At 51.4% G+C, this 21,330-nt stretch carries 18 protein-coding genes; 16 read left to right on the top strand and 2 right to left on the bottom strand.

Annotation, left to right across the window (positions count from 1 at the left end; translation table 11 throughout):
- Window positions 1–46: 46 nt before the first annotated feature.
- Window positions 47–1,144 (top strand): PRK06851 family protein, encoded by a 1,098-nt coding sequence (locus C2I18_RS08825; RefSeq protein ID WP_249900860.1) that lies wholly within the window; start codon window positions 47–49, stop codon window positions 1,142–1,144.
- A gap of 70 nt (window positions 1,145–1,214) precedes the next feature.
- Here the strand turns inward: C2I18_RS08825 and C2I18_RS08820 are convergent, their stop codons facing one another.
- Window positions 1,215–1,994 carry an AraC family transcriptional regulator gene (locus C2I18_RS08820; RefSeq protein ID WP_249900859.1) on the bottom strand — a complete coding sequence of 260 codons (780 nt, stop codon included), beginning with the start codon at window positions 1,992–1,994 and terminating at the stop codon, window positions 1,215–1,217.
- Between the two features lie 228 nt (window positions 1,995–2,222).
- Here C2I18_RS08820 and C2I18_RS08815 point away from each other — a divergent pair, with 228 nt between their 5' ends.
- The 7 genes from C2I18_RS08815 to pgmB all read left to right on the top strand — a co-directional run bounded on the left by C2I18_RS08815 (window position 2,223) and on the right by pgmB (window position 10,703).
- Complete coding sequence (locus C2I18_RS08815; protein ID WP_249900858.1) at window positions 2,223–2,993, top strand: endonuclease/exonuclease/phosphatase family protein; 771 nt, start codon at window positions 2,223–2,225, stop codon at window positions 2,991–2,993.
- A 31-nt stretch (window positions 2,994–3,024) separates the two neighbouring features.
- A complete protein-coding gene (locus C2I18_RS08810) occupies window positions 3,025–4,119 on the top strand; it encodes an extracellular solute-binding protein (RefSeq protein ID WP_249902052.1) in 1,095 nt (364 codons plus the stop codon).
- 112 nt (window positions 4,120–4,231) lie between these two features.
- Complete coding sequence (locus tag C2I18_RS08805; RefSeq protein ID WP_249900857.1) at window positions 4,232–5,242, top strand: ABC transporter ATP-binding protein; 1,011 nt, start codon at window positions 4,232–4,234, stop codon at window positions 5,240–5,242.
- Between the two features lie 48 nt (window positions 5,243–5,290).
- Window positions 5,291–6,964: an ABC transporter permease gene (locus C2I18_RS08800; protein ID WP_249900856.1), complete on the top strand. Its 1,674-nt coding sequence runs from the start codon at window positions 5,291–5,293 to the stop codon at window positions 6,962–6,964.
- Window positions 6,965–7,003: 39 nt separating this feature from the next.
- Complete coding sequence (locus C2I18_RS08795) at window positions 7,004–7,693, top strand: MgtC/SapB family protein (protein ID WP_249900854.1); 690 nt, start codon at window positions 7,004–7,006, stop codon at window positions 7,691–7,693.
- A 17-nt stretch (window positions 7,694–7,710) separates the two neighbouring features.
- Complete coding sequence (locus tag C2I18_RS08790) at window positions 7,711–9,993, top strand: glycoside hydrolase family 65 protein (RefSeq protein ID WP_249900853.1); 2,283 nt, start codon at window positions 7,711–7,713, stop codon at window positions 9,991–9,993.
- A 32-nt stretch (window positions 9,994–10,025) separates the two neighbouring features.
- Window positions 10,026–10,703, top strand: a complete 678-nt coding sequence (gene pgmB, locus C2I18_RS08785) for a beta-phosphoglucomutase (RefSeq protein ID WP_249900852.1) — start codon at window positions 10,026–10,028, stop codon at window positions 10,701–10,703.
- 64 nt (window positions 10,704–10,767) lie between these two features.
- Here the strand turns inward: pgmB and C2I18_RS08780 are convergent, their stop codons facing one another.
- Window positions 10,768–11,955, bottom strand: a complete 1,188-nt coding sequence (locus tag C2I18_RS08780) for an ROK family protein (protein WP_249900851.1) — start codon at window positions 11,953–11,955, stop codon at window positions 10,768–10,770.
- 306 nt (window positions 11,956–12,261) lie between these two features.
- Between C2I18_RS08780 and C2I18_RS08775 the strand changes: the two genes are divergently transcribed.
- From C2I18_RS08775 to C2I18_RS08740, 8 genes are all read left to right on the top strand, one after another.
- On the top strand, window positions 12,262–12,867 hold the full coding sequence (locus C2I18_RS08775) for a chromate transporter (protein WP_249900850.1): 606 nt from the start codon (window positions 12,262–12,264) through the stop codon (window positions 12,865–12,867).
- A 13-nt stretch (window positions 12,868–12,880) separates the two neighbouring features.
- A complete protein-coding gene (locus tag C2I18_RS08770) occupies window positions 12,881–13,414 on the top strand; it encodes a chromate transporter (protein WP_249900849.1) in 534 nt (177 codons plus the stop codon).
- A 57-nt stretch (window positions 13,415–13,471) separates the two neighbouring features.
- Window positions 13,472–13,711 carry a DUF6199 family natural product biosynthesis protein gene (locus tag C2I18_RS08765; RefSeq protein WP_249900848.1) on the top strand — a complete coding sequence of 80 codons (240 nt, stop codon included), beginning with the start codon at window positions 13,472–13,474 and terminating at the stop codon, window positions 13,709–13,711.
- 339 nt (window positions 13,712–14,050) lie between these two features.
- Window positions 14,051–14,905, top strand: coding sequence for an alpha/beta fold macrolide esterase (mle, locus tag C2I18_RS08760; protein WP_249900847.1), 855 nt, complete (start codon window positions 14,051–14,053; stop codon window positions 14,903–14,905).
- A gap of 819 nt (window positions 14,906–15,724) precedes the next feature.
- Window positions 15,725–16,786, top strand: coding sequence for a cobalamin B12-binding domain-containing protein (locus tag C2I18_RS08755; RefSeq protein WP_249900846.1), 1,062 nt, complete (start codon window positions 15,725–15,727; stop codon window positions 16,784–16,786).
- Complete coding sequence (locus C2I18_RS08750; RefSeq protein WP_249900845.1) at window positions 16,783–18,501, top strand: ATP-binding protein; 1,719 nt, start codon at window positions 16,783–16,785, stop codon at window positions 18,499–18,501. Before C2I18_RS08755 ends, C2I18_RS08750 begins: the two co-directional genes overlap by 4 nt.
- 233 nt (window positions 18,502–18,734) lie before the next feature.
- Entirely contained in the window at window positions 18,735–20,495 is a 1,761-nt protein-coding gene (locus C2I18_RS08745) for a sensor histidine kinase (RefSeq protein WP_249900844.1), read from the top strand.
- The gene (locus tag C2I18_RS08740; RefSeq protein ID WP_249900843.1) at window positions 20,492–21,292 is read left to right on the top strand and encodes a response regulator transcription factor; all 801 of its coding nucleotides are present in this window, start codon (window positions 20,492–20,494) and stop codon (window positions 21,290–21,292) included. The genes C2I18_RS08745 and C2I18_RS08740 overlap by 4 nt, the downstream gene beginning before the upstream one ends.
- Window positions 21,293–21,330 lie beyond the last annotated feature (38 nt).

Genomic DNA, 21,330 nt, shown 5'->3' with positions numbered 1-21,330 from the left:
TATGGTTATAAGCCTGCCAGGCGACAACGGGAAAGGAAGTGGATGTATGGCTGCGAGGATTTCAAGATATTTTGCAGGCGGCAATACGGCTCTTGGCTTCTACAATTTGTTCGAATCGAATCTTCAGGGACTCCGGCGGATATTCATATTGAAAGGCGGCCCCGGCACCGGAAAATCCTCTCTGATGAAAGCGATCGGCACGGAATGGGCGGAGCGGGGATACAATATCGAGCTGATCCATTGTTCATCGGATAAGGATTCCATTGACGGGGTCATTATTCCGGCGCTGGGCGCGGGCATTGTTGACGGGACTGCGCCCCATGTGATCGAGCCCAAGGCTCCCGGAGCAGTTGAGGAATACGTGAACCTGGGGGAAGCGTGGGACTCTGCCGCACTTATCGGCCAAAGGGAGATCATTGAGGAAATTAACCGGAAGGTTGCTGATGCCTACGCGGCAGCGTACAGCAGGTTCGCAGAGGCCCTGAACATTCATGACGAATGGGAAAAGATTTACTTTGAGCATATGGACTTCGGCAAGGCGGATCAATTAACAGCCGGGATGCTGGAACAGCTGTTTGGTGAAGCGCATCTTCAGAAGAGTGCTGACGTTAAGCACCGGTTTCTGGGCGCAGCAACGCCGGCAGGGGCGGTTGACTTTGTACCTAATTTGACCGAAGGGCTGTCCAAACGGTTCTTCATCAAAGGCCGGGCCGGAACAGGCAAATCGACCATGCTCAAAAAAATCGCCGCCGAGGCAGAGAAAAGAGGCTTGGATACGGAAATTTATCACTGCGGATTTGATCCGCACAGTCTGGATATGGTCATTGTGCGTGAGCTTGATTTTGCGATCTTTGACAGCACCAGCCCGCATGAATATTACCCGGACCGGGAGGGAGACGTGATCATCGATACGTATGAAGCCATTGTTGCACCGGGAACGGATGAGCGTTTTGCCGGACCGCTTGAGGAAGTAAGCGCACAATATAAGGCCAAAATGAAGGATGCGATAGCCGCGCTGGCAGAGGCCAAGGTGCACCGGGATGAACTGGAGAAGATTTATGTCGCAGCAATGGATTTTAGCGTGGTGGATGTCGCCAGAAACCGGATTTCCACTGAACTGGGAAGTATACAGGCTAGCATTTAATATTGCCTGAGCCAGCCTTGGGCTTACTCCGCGGAGGTATTTGCCATTCGCAGGGTAAGCCTCTTCCGGATTAAAAAGCGTGCGGTTCCTCCTGCTCCGAATACCGGTTGCGGTACTGCAGCGGAGTCATGGACATATATTTCTTGAACTGGCGGGTATAGTAGCTTTGATTGCAGAACCCGAGCAATACAGAGATGTCCAGGATACGGAGGTCACTGTGAATCAGAAAATAGGTGGAATCCTCTATACGGTTTCTGGTGATATACTCGGAAATGGACAGGCCCACCTCCTGTTTGAAAAGGCCGGACAAGTAGTAAGGATGCACATTTACCTTGGCTGCAAGCTGTTCCAGGGTCAGCTCCGCGAACATCTCCTCATGAATATAAGAAATCGTTTTATTGACGATGGAGTTATAGGCCGGTTTCTTTTCCTTGCGCAGCGTCCAGAAGAAGGAATGGAGCATTTCATACTCAAGCGCTTTCAATTCTTCCACCCCGTTAGTTTCCTCAATCTGCCTGATAAAAACATCGCTTAAATTATAGGCATTCTCCGGATGGACGCCTCCGTTAATAATGGCACGCGTGAACAAGGTGCAGGTGCAAATCAGCGAGTTTTTCAAGGAACGGACATGGCTGCGGGCCAGTGTGGCGCGCTCCTGCCGGTTGATGGCATCAAGCGCCTGGGCCGCCTCGTCGAACAGCCCTTTGGACAGGGCCTGCAGCATTTTTTGCTCCGAATTGTAGGAAGGATGTACGTAGAACTGCTGCCTGTTTTTGACCCGCTCTTCAATAAACTGCCTGATGATTTTTTTGGGGACGGGATTGACGGTACTGTTAATAGAGTTTGCCATAGGTTCACCTTTAATTTTTATTAAAAATCTGTATTTTTTAACAGCATTATAAGGCATAAACTTATAGACTTCAATATGTAACACAGAACTGGTTCCTGACATTAGGGGTATAGAAAGAAGAAAGCAGGCAGTTGTGCGCTATAAGAAAGGCAATGAAAAAATTAAAGCGTTTACAAGCCGGATGCAAAAAAACTGCAAACTACTCTTTTAAGGGGGGAGAGAACAGCGATGACTACTTACGAAATGGCTTCCTTTAATATCCGCTTTGACAGTCCGGCGGATGGAGAGAACGGTTGGGAGTTCCGCAAGGAGCATATGCTGCGCCTGATCAGGCATTACAGCTGGGACGTCTTCGGACTGCAGGAAGCGCAGGGCAATCAGCTGAGGGACCTGGCGGCACTTGATGATTATGAGGTGGAAGGCATCAGCCGTGATCATAATCCTGAAAGCGAACACAGTCCCGTCTTTTATAAAAAGTCGGTATTCACCAAGGAAGACGGAGGCACCTTCTGGCTGTCGGAGACACCGGAGGTTCCTTCCAAGTCATGGGGCTCTGATTGCAACCGGATCTGTACCTGGGTAAGGCTGCGGGACAAAAGAAACGGGAACCGGATTCATTTTATGAACACCCATCTGGACCATATCAGCGAGGAAGCCAGATACCGCGGCGCTCTGATTATTCTGGACTGGATCCGTAATCACGGCGGGGATCTCCCGGTTGTACTGACAGGGGATTTCAATGCTTTTCCGGACGAAAGATGCTACCGGGAGATTACAGGGCAGCTGACGGATACCCGCAGAGCGGCTGATTCACATTATGGACCCTGGGGCACATTCACCGGTTTCCGCTACGATATTCCATGGGATCAGCTGAAGGAAATCGATTATATTTTTACAGACAAGCAGGCGAAAGTGCTGAAGACCCGGACGGTAACCGACAGCTTTGACCGGAAATACCCTTCGGATCATTATCCTGTTACAGCAACTCTGGAAATTTAACTTACCTTATAAGGAGCGAAACTCACCTATGATGAAAAAATTTATGCTCTCAGCTTTGACTTTATCCATGGCACTCATTGTAACCGCATGCGGCGGTAACTCGGGGGCCGGCGGCAATACAGACACAGGAAGCGCAAACAGTAATGGAGCAAACTCCGGAAGTGCCAAGAATGAGAAGCTGATCGTTTATACGAACGCCAACTCTGACGGACGCGGCGAGTGGCTGACCGAAAAAGCGAAGGAAGCGGGCTTTGATATTGAGATTGTGGGAGCAGGCGGCGCCGATCTGACCAACCGCCTGATTGCGGAGAAGAACAATCCGGTAGCCGACGTCATTTACGGCCTGAACAACATGCTGTACGAAAGACTGAAGAGTGAAAATGTGCTTGCAGAGTACGAACCCTCCTGGGCCGCAGATGTGGAGGAAGGCCTGAACGATCCGGACGGATATTACCATGGATTGATCAAGCAGGCGATTCTGCTGGGGTATAATCCGGAGATCATCTCGCCTGAGCAGGCGCCAAAGGATTGGACAGACCTGTGGCAGAATCCGGAGTTCCACGGCAAGTATGAGGCACCAACAGTCCTCGGACAAATTACGCCTCAGCTGGTAGTAGCCGGAATTCTAACGCGCTATACCGATGAGAGCGGAGAGATGGGCATTTCCCAGCAGGGATGGGATGAGATCACCCAAATGTTCGACAACGGCGTTCCGGCAGTCGAAGGGGAAGACCCGTATGCCAACCTGGCCAGCGGCAAAACTCCGCTCATCACTGTGGTATCCGGTACGCTCAAGAATAAGACCGAGCAATATGGCGTAGCGGCAGGAACTGTGGCGCCCGAGGTTGGTGTTCCGATGATTGTTGAGCATGCTGCTATTAATAACGGAACGAAGAAACTGGAGACGGCGGAGCGTTTTGTAGACTGGATGGGTACCCCTGAGGTTCAGGGTGAATTCGCTGCACAGTTCAGTGCGATGCCGGCCAATACCAAAGCTGTTGAAAAGGCTCCTGAGGAAGTTCAGAACCTGTATGCGGACTTGAAAGCCCAGCAGCTTGATTGGGGCTTCATCTCTGATCATATCGAGCAATGGGTAGAGAAAATCGAGCTCGAGATCAAAAAGTAAAAGGATTTGCTGTCAGCAGGTCATCATTAAGGGTTTGCCGGCAGACTGCATACAGGAGAGCTGTTATGCAGTCTGCTGATATTCCACTACTACAAGTGAACAAGGGGTATATATGATCACATTCAAGGATATCCAGATTAAATTCGGTGATTTCCATGCCATCAAGAATCTGAACCTGAACATTAAAGAGGGTGAATTCTTCACCTTCCTCGGTCCGTCGGGCTGCGGCAAGACGACGATCCTGCGCAGTCTGGTCGGCTTTATCCAGCCTACAGAGGGACAGATCCTGGTAAACGGCAAGGATGTAACGAACGTCTCTATTGAGAAGCGGGGAATTGGTATGGTGTTTCAAAGCTATGCCCTGTTTCCGACACTGAACGTGTATGAGAATATCGAGTTTGGCCTGAAGGTTAAAAAAATGCCCAAGGCGGAAATCGACAGACAGGTAAGAGAGATCGCCGCCAAGGTCGACCTGAGTGATGAACAGCTGGCCAAGAAGGTATCCGAGCTGTCAGGCGGACAGCAGCAGCGTGTTGCTATCGCCAGAGCGCTTGTACTCAAGCCAAGCATCCTTGCACTGGATGAGCCGTTGTCCAACCTGGACGCCAAGCTGCGGGTCCAGCTCCGGAATGAGCTTAAGGAGCTGCAGAAGAAGTTCGGCATTACTACGATTTATGTTACGCATGACCAGGAAGAAGCGCTGACGCTGTCCGACCGCATTGCCGTGTTCCATAAAGGCACTGTCGAGCAGGTCGGTACGCCGCGTGAAATTTACAATCAATCCAGAACCGAGTTTGTATGCAATTTCATCGGGGATATTAACTGGATGGACCCGTCTATCATTGAGGGCAGCGATTTGAAGCACAAGATCGACCCAGGCAAGAAATCGTATATCCGCAATGAAAAGGTAAACCTCTCTCCTGAGGCCCAAAGACCGGGCACGGTAAAGCTGAAGGGCAGAATTGTAGATCAGGAATTCTATGGCTTATACACGAAGCATACGCTTGAGATGGCCGGAGGCGGACTGTTAAAGACGGTGGAAACCGAAAGCGGAGCGGTGCAGCCCGGTGTCGGGGATGAAATCGACGTGTATATCAACCCTGCAGATATTCTTCAGTACTAGAGGAGTGACATTCGATTGCTAGCGCAGATAATTAAAGGCTGGCTGCCCATGAAGCCGACAGCCCTGATCATGTACGGGCTGATCGCCTGGTTCGTCATCGCCTTTCTGATCTACCCCAACCTGAATATTTATTATGAAATTTTCTTTTCTGACGGCAAATTTTCGTTTGAAGCGATTGAGAAGCTGATGCGTTCGGAACGGGCGATGAAAAGCTTGTACAACAGCTTCCTGCTGGCCTGTTCCCTGGTCGTTACTGTGAATGTAGTAGGCATCTTTCTTGTTCTCGTCGTAGATTATTTTGATATCAAAGGTGCGAAGCTGCTGAGACTCGGCTACTTCACGACGCTGATCTACAGCGGTGTGGTTCTGGTCTCCGGCTACAAGCTGATTTACGGAGAGACAGGCTTTATGACAAGACTGTTGTCGGGAATCTTTCCGGGCTTTGACACGACATGGTTTCACGGATACTGGGCGGTCCTGTTCGTCATGACTTTTGCCTGTACATCCAATCATGTGCTGTTTCTGAGCAATGCCATCCGGAAGGTGGATTACCAGACGGTAGAAGCTGCAAGGAATATGGGCGCTTCCACCCTCTATATTTTATGGCGCGTTGTTTTTCCTGTCCTGAAGCCTACCATTTTTGCACTCACGATTCTCGTCTTCCTGACAGGACTTGCGGCGACATCGGCTCCGCTGATTCTGGGCGGTACTGATTTTCAGACCATTACACCCATGATTTTAACATTTTCCAAAAGTGTAACCTCCCGGAACTTGGCCGCCTTGCTGGCGCTTATTCTGGGGATTGCGACCCTGATTCTTCTGACCATCATGATCCGCTTTGAGCGTAAAGGCAATTTCATGTCGGTTTCCAAGGTTAAGTCAGAGCTGGTCAAGCAAAAAATCAATCATAAAGCGGGCAATATTGTCACACACCTTATCGCTTACTTTGTCTTTTTAATTTATGCTATTCCGGTTGTCCTGATCGTGCTTTTCTCCTTTACCAACGCCCAGGCAATTTATTCGGGAACGTTGTCCTTCAGCAGTTTCAGTCTGGATAATTATATCCGGGTGTTCTCCAGCTTGTCGGCATTCAGACCTTATCTGGTCAGCATTTGCTACGCAGCAGCGGCTTCGGTCACGGTTGTGGCGATTGCCCTGATGGCTTCCCGGATTCTGCATAAATACAAAAACGGCTGGTCCGCCATGCTGGAGTATGCACTGCTTATACCGTGGATTCTGCCTTCCACTCTGATTGCTATCGGGCTGATTGTGACGTTCGGGGTACCCCGGTGGATTGTCGGCAATTCCGTGCTCGTAGGGACGATCTGGATGCTGTTCCTGGCTTATGTGATTGTCCATATTCCGTTTACGCTGCGGATGGTAAAAGCCTCCTTCTTCAGCATAGACAGCAGTCTGGAGGATGCGGCCCGCAATCTTGGAGCGAAGCCGTTCTATACCTTCCGCAGAGTACTGCTTCCGATCGTCCTTCCGTCAACTTTGGCCGTGCTGGCCCTGAACTTTAACGGGATCCTGGCCGACTATGATGTAACGGTGTTTCTGTACCATCCGCTGTTCGAACCGCTCGGGATCGTAGTCAAGAACAGCACGGACCCGCAGGCTATGGGAGATGCGAAGGCGCTGACTCTCGTGTACACGGTGATCCTTATGATCATGTCCACCCTGACGCTCTATTTTGTATACGGAAGAAGGAGCAAAAGCTGAAGCTTTTTTACCGGAGGCTCTGCTTGAAAGGACGGTCCCATGGAATGGTTGAACAATGAACTCTATATGAAGCTCGGCCTCGCCGCACTGCTCGGTTTTGTTATCGGATTGGAACGTGAGATCAGGAGAAAGCCGCTGGGCCTGAAAACCAGTTCGGTGATCGCGATCATCAGCTGCCTGCTGACCATCGTCTCCATGGAAACCGCTTATCATGCAGGAAAAAGCACGCATGGTATTGTGATTCAAATGGACCCGCTGCGGCTGGCCGCACAGATTGTCTCAGGCATCGGGTTTCTCGGAGCCGGCGTTATTCTGAGACGGGGCAATGACCACATCTCAGGTCTGACGACAGCGGCCATGATCTGGGGGGCTGCCGGAATCGGCATTGCCGTCGGTGCAGGCTTCTATAAAGAAGCAATCGCGGTAGTCGGGCTGCTGATCGTCAGCGTCGAGCTTATTCCCTTCCTGCTCGGCAGGCCGATGAAGCATTTGGGGAGTGAGCATCTCATTCTGATCACCATTGACAATCCGGACGGACTGAAGCAGATTATCGACAATATCAAGGACAATAAGATCCGCATCCTGCATTCAAGAATCAAAGACATCAAGAAGGATGCTGTCCATTTGCTGGAGCTGCGGACCAAAGTAAGCTCCAGCCAGTCCATTACCGACTTATACCATAGAATCTCTGATATGGATGGAGTCGTATCGATCGAAATTTCAAACTAGGAAGGAACCCGTTACTCATGTCTTGGACTATTCAATCCAACCAGTCAGATTACACAGCTTTGTTTCAAGAAGAGAGCCTTTACTTTACCGGAAACGGTTATTTGGGGGTACGCGGAAACCTTGAGGAATATGATACCTCCGCTGCGGCATCCGGTACGATCCGCGGAACCTATTTGAATGCTTTTCACGATATCACAGATATTGCGTACGGGGAGAAGCTGAACGCTTTTCCCGAAACCCAGCAGAAGCTTGTTAATATTATGGACGCGCAGACCGTGCTGATTGATCTCGGCGAAGGAGAAGCAAAGGAGCGTTTTTCAATCCAGGAAGGGGAAATTGTGGAGTACCGCCGCACGCTGCACATGGATAAAGGCTACAGTGAGCGGTATATTCATTGGTGCTCCCCGCAAGGCAAGGAGCTTAAACTGCATTTCAAACGGTTGGTCTCCTTCCGCCGCCAAGAATTATTCATTCAGGAAATCTCCCTTGAGCCCGTTAACTTTAATGGAAAGGTAACTGTCAGATCCTTGCTCCGCGGGGATGTCACGAACTTCTCGGATCCGGATGATCCGCGGGTCGGCTCCGGCCATGCCAAGCTGTTGCAGGTTACGGCAGCGGAGACAGAGGGGGAGATGGCCGGTATGGAGGCTGAAACGCTGCGCTCCGGGCTTAAGGCCGCCTGTGTCTCCACATGCCGTGTTAATCTTGAGCACAGCTTCGAATATTCCCGTTCGGATGAGTGTGTCGAGACGGTAATCAGCTTCAGGCTGCTGGAGAAGGTTGTCTTTACGAAGCTGAATGTGTTCACGGATACACTCCGGCATGGCGGAGCCCCTTTGCAGACAGCCTATGAGGTAAGCCGCGGGCTGTCCGGATTGTCCTTTCAGGAAGCGGCTGAAGAGCAGAGGAGGTATCTGGAGGAGTTCTGGCGTCATACCGATATTCAAATCGGGGGAGACCAGGCGCTTCAGGAGGGCATCCGCTTCAACCTGTTCCATCTGCTCCAATCGGCAGGCCGCGACCGCTATTCCAATATCGCAGCCAAAGGCCTGTCAGGTGAAGGCTACGAAGGGCATTATTTCTGGGATACGGAAATTTATATGCTGCCTGTCTTTTTGATGACCAACCCGGAGATTGCCAGGTCCCTGCTGCTGTACCGGTATTCGCTGCTGGACAGCGCCCGGATGCGCGCCCGGGAAATGGGACATGCCAAAGGCGCCTTGTTTCCGTGGCGGACCATTTCAGGCGGTGAATGCTCCTCATACTTTCCGGCAGGAACCGCCCAATATCATATCAGCGCAGACATTGCCTACAGCTTTGTCCAGTATTATATGGTCACCGGGGATTTCGAATTCGTCGAGCGTTACGGAGCAGAGCTTCTGGCCGAGACCGCACGGCTATGGATCGATGTCGGGCACTACCATGAAGGTAAGTTCAAGATTGATGCTGTAACCGGGCCGGACGAATATACAGCAATTGTGAATAATAACTACTATACCAATGTGATGGCCAAATATAATTTGAAGTGGGCTGCCCGTGTGGTGGCAGAGATGAAGGAGTGTTCGCCTGAGGCGCTTACAGGGCTAATCTCAAAGCTGGGGATTACGGAAGAGGAGACCGCTGATTGGCTGAAAGCCGCTGAACGGATGTATTTGCCGTATGATCCGGAGCTGGGAATCAATCCCCAGGATGATACGTTCCTGCATAAGCAGGTATGGGATTTGAAGGGGACGCCAGCGGACAAGTATCCGCTGCTGCTGCATTACCACCCGCTGACTTTATACCGTTACCAGGTGTGCAAGCAGGCTGACGCGGTGCTCGCGCACTTTCTGCTCGAAGACGAACAGGACGAAGCGGTCATCCGGGCTTCCTACCATTATTATGAGCAAATCACGACACACGACTCCTCCTTGTCCTCCTGTGTCTTCAGTATTATGGCTTCCAAGCTTGGAGAAGTGGACAAAGCGTATGATTATTTCATTGAAACAGCGAGAATGGATCTGGACAACACCCATGGCAATACCAAGGACGGTCTCCATATGGCTAACATGGGCGGGACCTGGATGGCCATCGTATTCGGTTTTGCCGGACTGCGCATCAAGGACAGCGGGCTGTCGCTGGCGCCGGTTCTTCCGAAGCAATGGGATTCGTATGCATTCACTATTATGTACCTGAACAGACAGCTGTCAATCACTGTTGACCGGAAGGGAACAAACGTCCAGCTGCTGGCCGGAGATGAATTGAAAATTCGTATATCGGGAGAGGAAGTCCGTTTAACTTCACAAGGTGAAGGACGCTGACCGGCGGGCGGGATGAAGGAGGAGCAGCAGGAATGGCTGATACAAGAATAGAGGCGGTTGTATTTGACCTGGACGGGGTCATTACAGACACGGCCCGGTTTCATTATGCGGCATGGAAACAGCTGGCAGGGCGCTTATGCATCACGATTGACGAGGCATTCAATGAAAGGCTGAAGGGCGTCAGCCGGATGGATTCCCTGGAGGAGATTCTGCGCGAGGGAGGCCAGCAGGACCGCTATTCCCCGGAAGAGAAAGAGCAGCTTGCTTCTGAGAAAAATGCGCATTACTGCCGGCTGCTGACACAGCTGACACCGGAGGATGTGCTGCCGGGCATACCGGAATTCATCGCTTCGGTCAAGGAAGCCGGTATTCCGGTCGGGCTTGCCTCGGTTTCGAGAAATGCCGGAACAGTGCTGCAGTCTCTGCAGCTGGAGCCTGTTTTCGATTATATTGCAGATGCGGCGCTTATCAGGTATTCCAAGCCGGACCCGGAAATTTTTCTGACAGCATGTGCCGGTCTCGGGGCGGATCCCCGCTATTCTATCGGAGTTGAAGATGCGCCGGCAGGTATCCAGGCGATAAACGCAAGCGGGATGTTCGCCGTCGGTGTAGGGAAACAGCTGCCAGGGTCCGATTACCTGGTCCAGTCAACAGACCAGCTGTGCTGGGAAGAGATCCGGGATTCCTTTTTCCGGAGCCTGATCCCGTAATATAAAGAAACCAGATCTTAAGGGGTCTGGTTTCTTTGTGTTTATAAGGGAGACAGGTCCTGGCTTACCACTCCCAGCCCTGAAGAATCTGCAGCGCAGCTCCGGTCAGCACGGCTTCCTCCCTCAGGATTCCCGGGGAGAATACAGGGTTGTACCGGGGATAGGTGTAAATATTTTTGCGGGCAACCTGAATGGCTGTGTCATAGACCAGCGGGTTGGCATTCATCAGGGCTCCGCCCAAAATTACATATTCGGGATGTACCGTATTAATCATATTGGCCAGCCCGACGCCCAGATAAGTTGCCGTCTCGATGAACAGCTCTTTTACCAGGGGGTCATTCTCTTCCAGAGCCTGCACAAGGGCAGGGAAGGTCACGCGCTCCGGAGGGACCGCTGAGAGCAGGCTTTCACGGCCTATTTTGAGCTGGGACTGCGCACGTTCTTCGAGGGAAGGGATCGATACATAAGTTTCAAGAGAGCCGTAATTCCCCTTGCCCCTGAGTCTTTGCCCTCCTGTCTGAATGATCATTTGTCCGACAGCGCCTTCGGTGTCAGCGGCACCCCGGAGAATCTGGCCCCCTGTCATAATGGCAGACCGGATGTTCACCCCTGAATGGACATACAGCATATTCTTGCAGGCTTCATTGCGGAGTGCCCAGTATTCTGCAAGCAGCGCTGTGTTGGCCCCGTTATCGAGTTGTACCGGGAAATGAAGCTTCTCCTGCAGCAGCCTGCTGACCGGAACCTGGTTCCAGGCTTCAGACGGAAAATATTCGGGCTGCAGCATCATCCCTTGTGCCGGATCGAGCGGACCTACGGCGCCGACTCCCATGCCCAGGACCTGCTCATGCGCAATATGATGATCCGCTAACATCTGCCGGGCTGCATCTGCCACCAGCTCAAGGAGGCGTTCAGGCGTGAGACTCCGGTCCATCTCCCAGCGGACTGTAGATAATGGTTTCAGATGCAGGTCGAACAATCCAAGCGAGGAACTGAGCCGCGAAATGTCGAGGCCTATAAGATAACCGTAATCCGGGTTGGTCTGAAAAAGAATAGGCTTACGTCCGCCCGTGGATGTGCCAAGACCGGATACCATAATCAGCTTTTGCGAGAGCAGATCTTCCAGGATGCGGGTCATGCTGCTGCTGGTTATGGAGAAAAACTCCAGCAATTCAGCTTTGGACACGGTTCCGAGGTATGCGATCCGTTCATAGATTTGCTTTTGAATTGAAAAATGGGAATGTTTCAGCATTGATTTTTACTCCATTTCCAAGTGGATGGGTCGGGATATTTGTAGTATAGACCAGGAAGTACGTATTATCCAGTAAATAATATAGATTTAATGAGGTTTAGTGTGAATTGGAATTAACTTGGGCTTAAAATGCGCCTGATGGATATAATTTAAGCCATTTTCAGGTCGATTTCAACTTTATTCAAAGAATAGGCAAAGACTTAATTCCAGAATGAAATTAACATGCTATAATTAGATGATGATGAAATATAACCTGATCAGAGGTGCTATATGCAAATACAGCGTAGTCAGTCCGTCAATTTTACAATGCTTATCCAGTTATTTGCTGTTTTTCTGAAGCTTGGCCCTTCGACCTTCGGCGGCGGGTATGCCATGATTACGGCCATTGAACGGGAAATCGTAGAGAAGAAGAAGTGGCTGAATCCGGGGGAAGTAGGGGATATGGTGTCCGTAGCGGGCTCGGCTCCCGGCGGTGTGGCTGTAAACTCAGCGGCTTTTGTCGGGTATAGGCTTGCAGGAGTGCTTGGTGCGGTGACAGCTGTCATAGGGATTACACTGCCGACTTTTGCCATAGTCTTTATTCTCAGCATTTTCGGCATGATGTTCAAAGAGATTCCCAAGGTGGAAGCTGCTCTGAAGGGAGTTCACGCTGCAGTGGTTGCCTTAATCATAGTGGCTGCATTTAAAGTAGGGAAGACTTCCATTATAGACACAGCGACGCTTATCATTGCAGGGATTTGTGTGCTGGTGCTGCTGTTTACACCGCTTAATTCCCTATACCTCATTCTCGGAGGCCCGCTCCTGGGTGTGACTGTGATTTCTGTCAAACGGGCTATGGGTTACTCCGCTCCTACAGAAAAAGAAGAGAAGCCGAACAAACTGGAACTGAATTACCCCGAATATTATATATAAAGGTGCTGGTCGTGTGTTATGGAGTTTATTTTTTGTATTTTTAAAAGTAGGGGCGGTCTCCTTCGGCGGAGGCTATGCCGTTATAGCGCTTATTCAGCGTGAGGTTACAGATAGAGGATGGATGGAGGTTCAGCAGTTTCAGGAGCTTGTTGCCCTCGCAGGAATGGCCCCCGGTTCTATCGCTACGAATACCGCTACTCTGATAGGCTATTCCCGGATGGGCATCATCGGGGCAATTGCCGCTACCATCGGAATCATACTGCCTTCACTGCTGATCGTCATCCTGTGTGCCTCTTTTTTTCTCCGCATGCAGGATAACCGGTGGCTCCGGTCCTCCTTTTACGGCTTGCGTCCGGTCATTACAGGGCTTATCGTCTATGCCGCAATCCACTTTGGCGCTGGAGGAACCCGGGAACCTTTGTTCAGCTGGACCACCCTGGGGATGTTAATGATCTGCGGGGGCTGCCTTATGGCCGTGATCAAGTACAAAATCCATCCGTTCGCAGTCATCCTGTTGTCGGCGGTGGCAGGGATTGTTTTATTTTAAAAAAAGGAAAACATTCCCTAAATTCCTGCGTATAACTCACAAAAGGGGGATGGGAGTATGGCTGGCGGAATAATGATGGTACTGCTCGGAATCGCTGCTATGATCGGCGGTGTATACGTGCGCCGTAATCCGGAAGCCGGGTGGCGGATGAATGAGGGTTGGAAGGTACGCGGAGATTCCGAGCCCAGCAGAGCTTATATCGAATCCCGCAAGTTTACCGGTTTGATGGCAGTCGCAGCGGGGGCGCTGTTTGCTGTTTTGGGAATTGTAGTGATTCTGCGGGCTATTAATACATGATGCAAGAAAAGAGATTTGCTTGATTTACCAGTCGTTGACATCCCAAAAGACTCTATGTTAGCATGACCTTAACTCATACGGACGGAGGGGTTACGTGTGGCTAACTAATTTTTCGATGCATGTTTTGCACAGGGACTTGAACAGCAGTTTAGGACTATGTTGTGTAAATAGTAATCGGAGAATAGTTATCTGCATGGACACCTTATTCAGTGATTAGGGTAGAGGGTCAGATTCTCTCTTCCTGCAGACTGACGCGTCCATTTCCGATTCTCCGATCACTGGATACACAGGCTGACAGCCTGTTTTTTTTATTTTCCAAACATAATGGAGGGGATTGGGATGAACGAGCGGATTATACACATGGACGGGATTGAACTTTGTACAGACAGCTTCGGGGAGGAAGGGAACCCGACTATGTTGCTGATTATGGGTGCACAGTCATCCATGATTTGGTGGGAAGAGGAATTCTGCCGGAAGCTTGCGGATGAGGGGCTGTTCGTCATCCGGTATGATAACCGGGATGTCGGGCGTTCTACATCTTATGAACCTGGTTATCCGGGCTATACGTTCGAAGACATGGCAGATGATGCAGTACGGGTTATGGATGCTTACGGCATTCAGCAGGCGCATATCCTGGGCATGTCGCTCGGCGGAATGATTGCTCAGATTCTCGCGCTGCGTCATCCGCAGAGCGTGCTGAGCATTACTCTTTTGGCCGCGTCCAATTTTGCTCCGGACCTTCCTCCGATGGAGAAGCGGGTGATGGATTATTTTTCGAATATGGATGCGGTAGATTGGGCGGATGTGGACTCCGTGGCGAAATTTGGGGTTGGCAGATCGAGAGTACTGGTGGGCTCCAAGCATCCTTTTGATGAAGCGAAGGTATATGAATTGGCTGCCTTGGAATTCAGCAGAAGTGTGAACATAGCCAGTATGGACAATCACAAGCTGGTGACCGGAGGAGAAGCCTACTTGTCCCGGACAGCCGAAATCCAAGTGCCTGCGCTCATTATTCACGGGACAGAAGATCCGATTATTCCTTATGTGCACGGCCAGCATCTGGCGAAGGAAATCCCGGGGGCGGTTCTGCTGACGCTGGAGGGGACCGGCCATGAGCTTCATGTGAACGATTGGGATACGGTGATTGCTGCTGTGTTAAGGCACGCAACGTCGGCCGCCGGGTTAGAGGAGTAAATCTGCTTCTGTAAACACCGTTGTCTACAGCTGAGCTTTCAAAATCGGGGATGTTCTGCTGAGGCAGGCATCCTTTGTTTTGCTGCTGTATTTCTATATCTGCGGACATTGCGTCCGTTATTAGTTTCGTCCTCTTTCGCACGCTAACGGACACTGCGTCCGTTATTTGCCGAAAATCGCCCCGTTTCCATCGCTAACGGACCGTAGTTCCTTTATGCTGCTAAATGATGGGGTTATTAAGCCCTTTCGGATGAAATAACAGAACCATTGTCCGTTAGAATCCCAAAACACACCTCTAGGGCAAATTAATGGAACCAGGGTCCGTTAGCCTTAGCATTTCCAAGCAATGAATAGGTTCTGGTGCGCGTGAGGTGATGGGTTGGAGCAGGCTTCGTTAACGCGGTACCGTGTGAAACAAAGTCACATAAAGAAGGCTGCCGAAACTTTCCCGACAGCCTGGCTTTCTCCGCCTAATCCTGTTTTCCAACTAATCATAGTGAACGATTAAATATACCGAATTTAAGTGGAGAGAATCAATAAACTGCGGTAAGCTGGCACAGGCGTCAGGAGCGTTAATTTGTATATTCCCATATATAGTTTGGCAGCTTTTCTGCTAATTTTCCCGTAAAACCTGCAAATTTGTTGTACAATATACATAGTTACCGTTTTTTTTTTGCGGTACCTCAGAGGGTAAAATACCGCGATAAAAGGCCTTTAATTTAGCTTCAAGGCTTTGAGGCCCCCGTATCATGTCCCCAATCCTGACATAGGATAGATTCATAACATTAACGGCTTTGCGTTAAATAAAGGGGTGGTGTTGTGTACACTGATCAGCAGGATGCAGGAGAGCGGCTCAAACAAATTGCCGAACAGCTGGCGGAGGAAGTCACTTTGCGCCAGTATAAACGGCAGCCGGAATTAATGGACAGATTTGGTCCCTCCGGAAAAGCAAGAACAAGACAGGATTCCCTGTACCATTTGCGCTATTTGGCGGAAAGTGTGTCACTTGCGAGTCCGCTTCTTTTTATAAACTATATCATTTGGCTTAAAGTACTGCTTGCGCAGTACAAGATTACAGCAGAGGATCTGCGGGTTAATCTCGATTTGATGAAGGAAGCCATAAGCATAGAGCTCCCATCACCGGAAAAGGAAATGATTCTGAGCTACCTCGATATGGGCATGTACCATGTGCTTGAAGAGGTGAGTCTTGCTCCGTTCCTTCAGCCGGAGAAGCCTTATTTCCGTGAGGCGGATCAGTATTTGAAGCTGCTACTGGACGGGGAACGGCGCAGGGCATCGGATTTAATCGTAGAGCTGCTGGACAGCGGGGTGCCGATCCAGGAGATTTATCTGCATATTTTCCAGGATAGCCAGTATGAAATCGGGCGCTTGTGGCAGACGGGAAAGATCACTGTAGCCCAGGAGCATTACTGCACAGCCTGTACCCAGAGCATTATCTCCCAGCTCTACCCGCGCTGGATCCGCGCGCAGACCGGCGGCAGAAGAATGGTGGCGGTGGGCGTAGGCGGGGAGCTGCATGAGATTGGACTGCGGATGCTGGCGGATTTCTTCGAAATGGAAGGCTGGAACACCTACTATCTGGGTTCCAATATGCCATCGGAAAGCTTGATACGTTACTTGAAAGAGGAGCCTGCAGACCTGCTGGCTGTTTCTGTTACGATGACCTTCCATGTATCGGAGGCTCAGCGCCTGATTGCCGCCATTCGTAAGAATAGCGAACTTGACGGTCTGAACATTATGGTTGGCGGAATGCCGTTCAATATAGATGCCGAATTATGGAAGAAGGTCGGTGCCGACGGATATGCACCGGACGCGAAACGTGCACTGGAGATAGCGGAGCAGCTTGTCCCTATTGTATGACGAAGGCGGGATATGACAAGATGACAGGTCAGGAGCAGGAAATCCTCAAACTGAGAGAGACCATCGAGAAGCTGTCACACCAAGTGATAGAAGGGCAGCGCAGGGAAGAAGAGGTTCTGGCCGAGTTCTCGGCGATGAATAATGAATTGATTACAATGCAGCGGCTGCTGGCCAAGAAGAATGCGGAACTTATTGAGCTGAAGGAGAGGGCAGAGCAGGCCAACCGGGCCAAAAGCCTGTTTCTGGCAACGGTCAGCCATGAAATCCGTACACCCATGAACGGCATCCTGGGAATGGCTGAGCTGCTGGCGGGAGAGGAATTCGGCGAAGCGGGGCAGGGTTACCTGCAGGTGATCCATGAGTCGGCAGAGTACCTGCTGCAGATGATCAATAATCTGCTCGATATTTCCAAGATTGAAGCCGGCAAAATGGAACTGAATACAGCTCCCTTCAGTATACGCAAGCTGCTTCAGCATGCGGCCAGCCTGCTCTCTTCAGCAGCGGCGAAGCGCGGAAACACGCTGAAATGGCAGGTTGGGAACGGAGTGGCCGATTCACTGGAAGGAGATGCTGCGAAGCTTCTTCAGGTTATTATCAATCTGCTGGGCAATGCGGTGAAATTCACACGCAGCGGTGAAGTAGAAGTGAAGGCGGGTCTGGCCGGTGAGGATGGGGGCTGCCAGAAGCTGTGCTTTGAAGTCCGGGACGAGGGCATCGGTATCCCGCTGAAGGATCAGGCCGCGCTATTCCGGCCTTACTCGCAGATTAGCCGGGAACCGGAGCTGGCAGCAGAGGGGACCGGGCTGGGCTTATCGATCTGTAAATCTATGGTGGAGCTGATGGGCGGAACGATTACAGTAGAGAGTGCTCCCGGACAAGGCTCTACCTTCCGGTTTGAGCTTTGGATGAACAAGACACCGGCCGTGCAGGAGCCGCAGGCTGCTGTGGAAGCGCCACGGGGCAAGGACAGACTCCGCGCGCTGCCGGTGCTGGTCGTTGAAGACAACGCGCTGAACAGCACCCTGCTGCAGATGCAGCTCAAGAAGCTGGGGATCACCGGGGTGGATGTGGTAAGCAGCGGCAGCGAAGCTGTAGAAGCCTGGAAGCTTAAGGAATACGGAATGATCCTGATGGACAGCCGCCTGCCGGGAATGAGCGGTGCTGAAGCTGTGGGGATCATCCGTGAACTGGAGGCATCCGGGGCAAGGCCTAGAGTTCCGGTCATCGGCGTTACCGGAGACGGGACAGAGGAGAGCCGGGCACGGTTCATGAATTCCGGACTCGATGATTTGGCGGTTAAACCGCTGAATCTGGAGAAGTTGGGCCAGCTTGTGGAGGAATGGCTGGGCAAGGAAGACAACATCCCGGTACTTCAGCAGGATACGCTGGCCGGCATCCTGGAAATGGATAATGCGGAAGATCCGCAATTGCTCCGCACACTGGTGGAGATGTTCAAAGATGACATACCGCACAAGCTCGCCTTATTGAATAAGGCGGCAGCAGCGAAGGACCTGGAGGAGATGGCCGGGCTTGCCCATAATATGAAGTCGGGCAGCTTGAGCATCGGCGTACAGTATTTTGCCCATTTATGCGCACTGCTTGAAGAGCATGCCGGAGCAGAGAGATATGACCAGGCTGCGAAGCTGCTGCCGAAGCTTGCCCCGGCATATGAGGAAGCCAGCCGGGAGCTGGAATGTCTGCTGGCGGAGCGGTAATGGTGGCATAAATTGAATATAAATGAGTTGACCCAAAATCCGGGATGGCCTGCTGTACAGGTATCCCGGATTTTTTGGCATGTATTGGGGCTTCTGCGGGCCGGACAAATCTTCCTTAGCGGATATCCGGAAGACATGCTAATATAGTGACTGAAAGGTCTGAAAGCCCTTACTTGGGCGGATGAACCGTACATAATCTCCTGGCGGAGGGAGGAAGGGAACGCGTGCGCTGGGTGCCATCGAGATTAAAATTAAATACACTGAGGAGCCAGATGCTGCTCGGTTTTCTCGCCGTTATGCTCATCATTCTGACATTCGTCGGTGCGATTACGTTCCATTCGGTTTCTACACTGCTCAAGAACAACGCGGAGAAGCATATACAGCAAACTGCAGTTCAGGCGAACGGCAGGCTGGAAGGCATTCTGGAACAGATCAATTCGCTGACGACGCTGGTATCAACCAACGATTACATCCAGCAGCTGCTTTTACGTGATATAGAGGGCCAGTCCCCAACCTTTGCGGAGCGGCAGGAATTACCGCCTGTTATCAATCTGGTCCAGCTGTATACGGATGGCATTAAGTCTGTTGAGCTGTATAACAGGGACGGAGCAAGATTGTATCCGCTGGATGACAGCAGCCTTAGGGGGAAAGTGCCTGAGGATTGGATTGAGCTGGCGGCCCGCAAGGAAGGAAGCCTGGTCTGGTACGGCATCGATCCGTATGATTCCACATCGCTTCTGGCCATCCGGCAGATCAGTCTCATTGACAAGTATTTCACGGCAGGCGGATATTTGCTCATCCGCGCCGACCGCAGCAAGTTTGCGCTGGATGCCTCTCTGGCCGGTGAGGGTGAAAGGGAGACGGTTCTGCTCCTCGCTTCCGACGGCCGGCTGATCACCTCAAACGATGATACCATTTCCCAAAAGACGGCAGCCATGCTTGCCGGAAGCAACAATGAACAGGTTGCTTCCATCGGTGACCGTTCCTTTATTGTGGTCAAGCAGCGGTCTTCCGTAACTGGCTGGACACTCTTGATTTTAACGCCGGTTAACGTAATTACCAAAGGCACATCGGTGCTGCGGACGACCATCGTCGTATCGGCTGTTATGGGCACTGTGCTGTTCACCGTGCTTTCTTTTTTCCTGTCTACCCTCATTACGCGTCCTGTGTTTAAACTGATCAAGGCGATGAGAAGTACCCGGCTTGGCATTCTGAAGCCTACCGAAAAGGTATCATCCACTATGGAGATTCAGGAGCTGAATTATTCATATAACAAAATGATTGATAACATTAACGAATTGATCGGGCTGGTCTATGAGAAGGAACTCTCCCGGAGCCACACCGAGCTCAAGGCCCTTCAGGCCCAGATCAATCCGCACTTTTTGTTCAATACCCTGGATGTGCTGTACTGGTCGCTGGTGGATAAGGATGAAGATCAGCTTGCCGGGTATGTCGTTGCCATGTCTGATTTGTTCCGGTATACCATTACCGGGCAGAGCGGGGACGGGTGGGTGAAGCTGCGTGATGAACTGGAGCATATCCGCAGATATTTATTCATCATGAAAATGCGCTTTGAAGACCGTCTGGAATGGGAAATCGACGCTCCTCCCGAGGTTCAGGATGTGGATCTGCCCCGGCTCCTCCTGCAGCCCCTGGTGGAGAATGCCATACTGCATGGCGTAGAGAGCAGGATTGAGCCCGGCCGGGTGAAGCTGACGGTGACCGGCGGAGAAGAAAGAATCGCTATTACAGTAGAGGACGACGGGATAGGCATGGATGAGGAACAGCTGGGCGCCCTGATGAAAGAGCTGGGCAGCGGGCAGGTAACTTCCTCCAAAAATTCCGGAGTCGGGATTGCCAATGTGCAGAAACGGCTTCAGCTGTTTTTTCCGGGAACGGGCATGCAAAGTGCCGGGATGCACATCGACAGCCGGAAGGGTCAAGGCACCCGTATACACATCGAAATTCCTGTCCAAGGAGGCAAAATAGGATGAAGAGCCGGACGATTCTGGTCGTTGACGATGAACCGAGATCAAGAGAAGGAATTAAGAAATTGCTTGGCGTCTGGGCGGCGGGCCAATTTGAGGTCCTGACCGCAAGCAGCGGAGTAGCCGCAATGCAAATGCTCGAGGATATTCCCGTGGAGCTCATCATTACAGACATCCGTATGCCTGAAATCACCGGCCTGGCGCTGGTCAGCCAAATGAGGGAGAAGAAAACCCGGTCGCAGCCATCCGTTATTCTCATCTCCGGCTACGCGGAATTCGAATATGCCCAGCAGGCCATTCATTTGTCGGTAGTGGACTATCTGCTGAAGCCGGTCAGCCGGGAGAAGCTGATAGAAGCTGTGGAGAAAGCCCTGAAGGCCGGGGAAGAGCGGGAACGTATCCTTTTCATGCGCAGAATGGCTGACCCGAAGCTAATGGCCATCAGGAATGAGGAAGCCGCATTAAGCGATCCGGTCCGCCAGGCCATTCATTTTGTGGAGACGCATATCGGAGAGGCGGTCAGCCTGCAGGAAGTCGCCGGGCATGTTCATCTGAACGGGAGTTATTTCAGCGCGCTTTTCAAAGAGCAGTGCCGGATGAATTTCAGTGAATATGTCGCCCGCAGAAAATTGCAGAAAGCGAAAGAGCTGCTGCTGAAGACCAATCTGCCCATAGCGGAAATTGCCAGCCGGACCGGTTATCAGGCTGTGAAATACTTCAATAAGCTGTTCAAAGAGCATGAAGGCATGAGTCCCGGGCAGTTCCGGTCCATGAGGAATGATGCGGAAGCCGAAGGCGAGTGAAGGCTTGATGCCGGAAGGGGGAGGTACCGACGAAGAGG

It is taken from the genome of Paenibacillus sp. PK3_47, assembly GCF_023520895.1.
GTDB lineage: Bacteria > Bacillota > Bacilli > Paenibacillales > Paenibacillaceae > Paenibacillus_AQ.
Note: the sequence above shows the minus strand (reverse complement) of the source record. Positions and strands in the feature narration are given on the sequence as shown.